This window comes from Testudinibacter sp. 'clade 2' (assembly GCF_006227735.1).
Lineage (GTDB): Bacteria > Pseudomonadota > Gammaproteobacteria > Enterobacterales > Pasteurellaceae > Chelonobacter.
In genome coordinates, this window is the sequence record NZ_VDHB01000124.1 from 1 (window position 1) to 5,633 (window position 5,633).

The following is a 5,633-nucleotide window of genomic DNA, read 5'->3' on the forward strand; positions in this document are numbered from 1 at the left end:
TTTGTCAATAATCTGAGGCTATTAAACTTAATAGCCTCTTTCCTCTTTCCTCTATCCTCTATCCTCTTTACATTACTACTATCTCACCAATTTATTCCACTAAAAACTCCACTAAAAAATCTCAATCAACCCTGAAACAGTACAATTATTGCAATTTATGTAAAAAAATGTTTTAATGCGAAAATAATTTAATCAGAGCGTAATACGGATTATCGTGAATCAAGAGCAAACGATCCCTACCAGCAAGCAAGCAAGCAAGCAAGCAAGCAAGCAAGCAAGCAAGCAAGCAAGCAAGCAAGCAAGCAAGTCAACCCAATCTGTTTGGCGTAGGCAAGCGTTTTCGTTTTTTTATCTTCTCTATTTTATTCAGCAGACCGCACTTTACACTTTTAGTACTGATTGCTGGACGCCAAAATCAGTATCTCAAAATTCAAACTCTACAATATCTTGCTAAAAATATTCCTGATGGAGAACATAAATTGAATAATCATCAAATAGTAAAAAATACATTTCTAATCGGTTTGATGCCCCTTCTTATGTTATCTAGCCCGATGGGCTTATCACAACAAAACATCGAAACCTATACCAAACAAGTCAATCAGGGCTATATCCGAGATTTTGCGTTACAATGCATACTACCGGAAGAAAATATGAAAGCGGTGCTACCGCAAAAAATTGTTCTTGAAACGAAGAGAATCGACACCGTAAAAGCCGATCCTTATACTCGATCCGCTAACGTCACCGTGGTTATTGATAATGCTGTAGCACCTTAAATCTTATGCAAAGTGCGGTCGACTATGCGGAAATGGGCAAAGTAGAGGTCAGCGCTTTGTGTTGTAACAACAACAAAACTTCATAATGATGGGTATGTGGGAACATATCGAACAGGCGTATTTTGCTGATCCGGTAATCACTGAGCTGTAGCAAATCCTTGCCCATACTCACGGCATTACAGCTAGAATATAAAATATAGTCAGGGGCAAAATCATTTAAAAAAGCGGCTAATTCGCTGCCGATGCCACGTCGTGGTGGGTTGACAATCACCAACTGCGGTTTTTGCCGGCTCTCGTCGTCGATGGCAAAGGTAGCAGAATCAAGCGACTGAAAACTGACCGCACTTTGCTCTGCCGGACTTAAACCCGATTGTTCAAGTGATAAACGGGCGCTGGCAATGGCTGAGGCAGAAATTTCAATGCCGATCAATGAAATAATCTTATCCGGCTGCGCTTGCCGCAACGCTGCTAAACAATGCAATCCAAAACCACCGACACCACAAAAAAGATCCCAAAAGTTTGAAATCGGCAGTGTACGCAGCCAATCTTGCGCTTGATGATAAAGTGCGCTCGCCACTTGTGGGTTGGTTTGAAAAAATCCTTGTGGGCGAATGAACAGCGGAATACCGTTAAACCGTTCTTCCAACACCTGTTGCTCGGTTAGAAAAATTTCCTGTTCGCCCTCTAAAATTGCCGCGTGCTGCGGCTGAATATTCAACGAGACTACTGCCAATTGTGGCAAGCTCTGTAATAAACCATCCAATTCACGCCGAATTAACGCCAGTTTTACCTCACTGCGCAGCACCAACCGCAACATCAATTTCTCGCTGTAACGGCTCTCAGTCAGCAAAATATATTTCAATTCACCTTTGCGCTTTTGTAGGTTATACGGCACTAGACCAGCTCGGGCGATAAAATCTTTCAATACCGGAAACATCGCTTGAAAACGTGACGGATAAAGTGGGCAATCACATAAATCAACCGCACTTTGCGGATCATTCGGATCGTTGACAATGCCTAAAATCGGGCGCTCGACACTGCCACTGACCACCATTTTGGCTTTATTGCGAAATTGACTTAACTCAGAGCAAAACGGCTCAATCCATTGTGTTGCACGCAAATCAAACGCCGCCAACTGCCGTTGCAGATGCTGCTGTTTGCGTGCCAATTGTTGTGCATAGGGCAACTCAAGCCATTGGCAAGAGCCGCATTGCCGCTGTTGAAAATGCTGACAAGATAACAAATTAGGCATATTTAACATCAAGCCACTGCTGCTGCAATCGGTCCAAAGTGCGGTTGGCATCAACCCAGCGACTGGTCGCCTGCAATGCCTTCCAATCAATCGTTTTTCGCTTGAATAGCTGGTGTAACCGCACTTGGCTTGCTGCTGTCGCTGAGTGTCGCAAATTATCCAGCACCTGAATCACGCCCTCACGCTCATTGCACAACAGCAGCAAGTCACAACCGGCTTGCAGCGAAGCTTGACAGCGCTCGACAAAACCGCCCATAAAACCGGCACCTTTCATACCCAGATCATCAGAGAAAATGGCACCATCAAAACCCAGCTGTTGGCGTAATACTGTTTGCAGCCAATACGCTGAACCGCTCGCCGGCTGGCTGTCACATTGGCTGTAAATCACATGCGCCGGCATCACTGCCTGCAATTTTCCGGCATTGCTCAAACGGGCAAACGGTTGCACATCTTCGGCAAAAATCGTTTCTTTCGGACGATTATCGATTGGCGTTTCCAGATGAGAATCGGCAATCACATGCCCGTGCCCCGGAAAATGTTTGCCGGTTGCCGCCATTCCGGCTTGCGCCATACCGTCGATAAATGCTTCTGCCAACGCCACCACCAAGTTTACATCTTCGCCAAAACTGCGATCGCCAATCGCCTTGCTTTGATGACCCAGATCCAGCACCGGCGCAAAGCTCAGATCAATATCCAGCGCCGTCATTTCCGCCGCCATCAGCCAACCAGCCTCTTGTGCCAACTGTCGTTGTTGCTGGGGGTCTGTTTCCATCAAGGCAAAGGACTGCATAGCCGGTAATCGGCTGAAGCCCTCGCGAAAACGCTGCACGCGTCCGCCTTCTTGATCAACCGTAATCAACAGTGGTTTTTTCACTTGTTGTCGCACGGCTTGGATCAAGGCTTGCAATTGTCGGCGATCATGAAAATTACGGCTGAACAAAATCAGCCCCGCCACCAACGGATGTTGTAGCAATTCCACCTCTTCGGCGGTCAATTCATAAGCCTGTAAATCGATTAATAATGTTGTCATCGCAATACTCCTGCCTCTGTGTCGAGCGCTGTCGTTTGCTGAACCTTCAGCCACAATTGATTAAGCAATTTCACCCAAGGAAAATAGCTGGCAATCGATTGGGTGAAAGTGCGATCTTCGCTGATCAAGCTATTGTTTTTCAAATATTGTGCTAAAAAATAGCGCTGCTGTTTTTCTGTTAAGTTATTACTAACAAAGAAAAATGCCAGCTCCAACGCCGGATTGGACAAGGCGGCGTATTCCCAGTCGATGATACTCAAACCGCTGTTTTGACTGTTCACTAAATTTTGCAAATGTAGATCGTGGTGCGCCACCACTTGAATCTCATTTTCTTGAAACGGCGTGAGTTTATCTAGCATCAGCAACCAATTGCCTTGCTGCTCCGCAGGCAATTGCTGCAATAAAAAGAAAATTTGCTGGATCAGATCCAACTGCGGTAACACGCCGAGTTTGCTCCCGTGCAGTACCGAATAATGATGCAAACTTTGCAAACGCTGCGCCAATGCGCTTAACGTTTCATTGCGCCACTTGCCCAACACCCGCCCGCTAATCCATCTCAACACCAAAAAATCCTCGCCTTGATAAAAAACTTTTGGCACGAACGGCAATGCTTGTAAGTTAAACAATATATCACCTTCAAGCCGGCGCATTGAGCCAAGGCGTTGCGACGTCTCAGTTTGCAGTCGTAATAAAAACCGCTGCTTACGCGATTTTTTATGCTGTACCGTGACGCAATAACTGCCACCGCTTAAGCCACCCAAGGCTTTGCAGCTAACCACTTCGCCCTGCCAAAATTCGGCTTGTAAAATATCCGCTAATAACATAACGATTATTCTGCGCCTTTAATATAAATACGATAATTGGTACTGGTTTGGGTCGGCTTTTGCAACGGAATACGTTCCGCCTGCCCGCCTTGCAGCACTATTTTTGTCCATGGCGGTAATTGCGCCCAGTTACTGAGCTGGGTCACGCCGTCTTGGTCATACCAAGTGATCTGATATTGCAACGCCAGCAATTGTCGGCTCAAGTTTGTCAGTGTCACTTGTTGGCTACCGGCATTGATGTTGGTTGCTGCTGCAACTGCCGAATCAATATTGACAATCGGCTGGCTATCCGCCAAATAGCGCGGAGGTGCGCTAGAACAGGCGACAAGCAGCATGCTGCAAACCAACAAACTTAAAAACCGTTTCATTTTGTATCCTTGTATTGAATAAGACCGCACTTTGATTTAGCTTACATTTATTTAGATAACATTTTTATTTAGATAACACTTTTAGTTAGATAACACTTTTAGTTAGATAACACTTTTAGTTAGATAACATAGCCCCTAATTTTTTCCCGCCCAGCAAATGCATATGCAAATGAAAAACCTCTTGTCCACCATGCTGATTGCAATTGACAATCAAGCGATAACCGTCTTCGGCAATACCCTGCTGCGCTGCAAGCTTGGCCGCCACCACAAATAAACGCCCCAACGCCTGTTCATCTTCCGCCGACACCGCATTAACCGTCGGAATCAGTTTGTTCGGGATAATCAAAATATGCGTTGGCGCCTGTGGCGAAATATCACGAAAAGCAGTAACCAACTCGTCCTGATACACAATATCCGCCGCAATTTCGCGCCGGATAATCTTGCTAAAAATCGTCTCTTGTACTTTCTGATCTGCCATCATGTTTCCCCTGTTTTCCACACATAAATTTCAGCAAGAATAATGAAGTTAGCCGTTTTTGGCAAGTTGCTATTGCGTAAAAATCGCAGTATGCTAACAGCAGCCGAGCAGCACATACGGAAGTAAAGTATGGATATAGAAAAATTAAGACAAATCGAACGAAAACAAGCCATTTTAAAAGCTACTTTTACCGCGTGGATGAATGAAAAAATGAAAGATGAAGTAGTTTGCTATATGGATAAGCAGGGCAATATTGTTAATCATTATCCCGACGGGACGGAAAAGATTATTAAACATGCCAAAAAATAACGTTAAAGCTATTTTTTACTGCGGCACAAATGGCGCAGGAAAGTCTACTTTACGCCAATTTAATCACGATAGCGTAAATGTGATTATTGATTCAGATCACATTGCTAAAGAGATCAACCCTAACAATCCCAGAGCAGCAGATATCCAAGCTGGCAAAAAATCCCTCAGACTATATCAGCAAGCGATTAAAGAACCCACCTCTTTTTCAATGGAATCCACGTTATCAGGAATATCGGTGTTGCAACGTATTGCAAAAGCTAAGCAAGCTGAATTTGAAGTTATTCTAAATTATGTCGGACTAAAAGACCCGGATCTGAATATTGAGCGTGTAACAAATCGTGTTGCTGCTGGTGGGCATTGGATTGATGGAGATTTAATTCGTAAACGCTTTATTGAAAGCAGAGAAAACTTGATCCACGCTATTCGTCTCGCTGATACCAGTTATATTTATGATAATTCAGGTAGTTATCCTATATTATAACTTACACTTACTCAAAATGGGATCTATTGTCACGAAGAGTTAGTCGATTGGATTCAAAATCTCGTTGAAGAATTATTAAATCTAAACTTTTCTCTCATCAATAATCCAACGTTATAAC

Annotated in this window: 8 protein-coding genes; 3 read left to right on the forward strand and 5 right to left on the reverse strand. The window is 44.1% G+C overall.

The genetic code is table 11. The features are described from left to right. Positions 1–536: 536 nt before the first annotated feature. Complete coding sequence (locus FHQ30_RS09900; protein ID WP_139625167.1) at positions 537–773, forward strand: hypothetical protein; 237 nt, start codon at positions 537–539, stop codon at positions 771–773. A 22-nt stretch (positions 774–795) separates the two neighbouring features. Here FHQ30_RS09900 and rlmC read toward each other — a convergent pair whose 3' ends face one another. The 5 genes from rlmC to hinT all read right to left on the reverse strand — a co-directional run bounded on the left by rlmC (position 796) and on the right by hinT (position 4,725). Further along, complete coding sequence (gene rlmC / locus FHQ30_RS09905) at positions 796–2,016, reverse strand: 23S rRNA (uracil(747)-C(5))-methyltransferase RlmC (RefSeq protein WP_139611900.1); 1,221 nt, start codon at positions 2,014–2,016, stop codon at positions 796–798. Position 2,017: 1 nt separating this feature from the next. Next, positions 2,018–3,055: a beta-N-acetylhexosaminidase gene (gene nagZ, locus FHQ30_RS09910; protein WP_139611892.1), complete on the reverse strand. Its 1,038-nt coding sequence runs from the start codon at positions 3,053–3,055 to the stop codon at positions 2,018–2,020. Continuing rightward, complete coding sequence (locus FHQ30_RS09915; RefSeq protein WP_139611893.1) at positions 3,052–3,879, reverse strand: phosphotransferase; 828 nt, start codon at positions 3,877–3,879, stop codon at positions 3,052–3,054. The genes nagZ and FHQ30_RS09915 overlap by 4 nt, the downstream gene beginning before the upstream one ends. Positions 3,880–3,884: 5 nt before the next feature. Further along, positions 3,885–4,247: a YcfL family putative periplasmic lipoprotein gene (locus FHQ30_RS09920; protein ID WP_139611894.1), complete on the reverse strand. Its 363-nt coding sequence runs from the start codon at positions 4,245–4,247 to the stop codon at positions 3,885–3,887. Between the two features lie 115 nt (positions 4,248–4,362). Next, positions 4,363–4,725 (reverse strand): purine nucleoside phosphoramidase, encoded by a 363-nt coding sequence (gene hinT, locus FHQ30_RS09925; protein WP_139611895.1) that lies wholly within the window; start codon positions 4,723–4,725, stop codon positions 4,363–4,365. Positions 4,726–4,854: 129 nt separating this feature from the next. Between hinT and FHQ30_RS09930 the strand changes: the two genes are divergently transcribed. Together FHQ30_RS09930 and FHQ30_RS09935 are read left to right on the forward strand one after the other, a co-directional pair. Beyond that, positions 4,855–5,034 carry a hypothetical protein gene (locus FHQ30_RS09930; RefSeq protein WP_139611896.1) on the forward strand — a complete coding sequence of 60 codons (180 nt, stop codon included), beginning with the start codon at positions 4,855–4,857 and terminating at the stop codon, positions 5,032–5,034. Then, positions 5,021–5,515, forward strand: coding sequence for an ATPase (locus FHQ30_RS09935; protein ID WP_267963851.1), 495 nt, complete (start codon positions 5,021–5,023; stop codon positions 5,513–5,515). The genes FHQ30_RS09930 and FHQ30_RS09935 overlap by 14 nt, the downstream gene beginning before the upstream one ends. Positions 5,516–5,633: the final 118 nt, after the last annotated feature.

Coding starts and splice junctions, on each gene's coding strand:
- FHQ30_RS09900 (WP_139625167.1), top strand. CDS start 537: ATGTTATCTAGCCCGATGGGCTTATCACAACAAAACATCGAAACCTAT.
- nagZ (WP_139611892.1), bottom strand. CDS start 3,055: ATGACAACATTATTAATCGATTTACAGGCTTATGAATTGACCGCCGAA.
- FHQ30_RS09915 (WP_139611893.1), bottom strand. CDS start 3,879: ATGTTATTAGCGGATATTTTACAAGCCGAATTTTGGCAGGGCGAAGTG.
- FHQ30_RS09920 (WP_139611894.1), bottom strand. CDS start 4,247: ATGAAACGGTTTTTAAGTTTGTTGGTTTGCAGCATGCTGCTTGTCGCC.
- hinT (WP_139611895.1), bottom strand. CDS start 4,725: ATGGCAGATCAGAAAGTACAAGAGACGATTTTTAGCAAGATTATCCGG.
- FHQ30_RS09930 (WP_139611896.1), top strand. CDS start 4,855: ATGGATATAGAAAAATTAAGACAAATCGAACGAAAACAAGCCATTTTA.
- FHQ30_RS09935 (WP_267963851.1), top strand. CDS start 5,021: ATGCCAAAAAATAACGTTAAAGCTATTTTTTACTGCGGCACAAATGGC.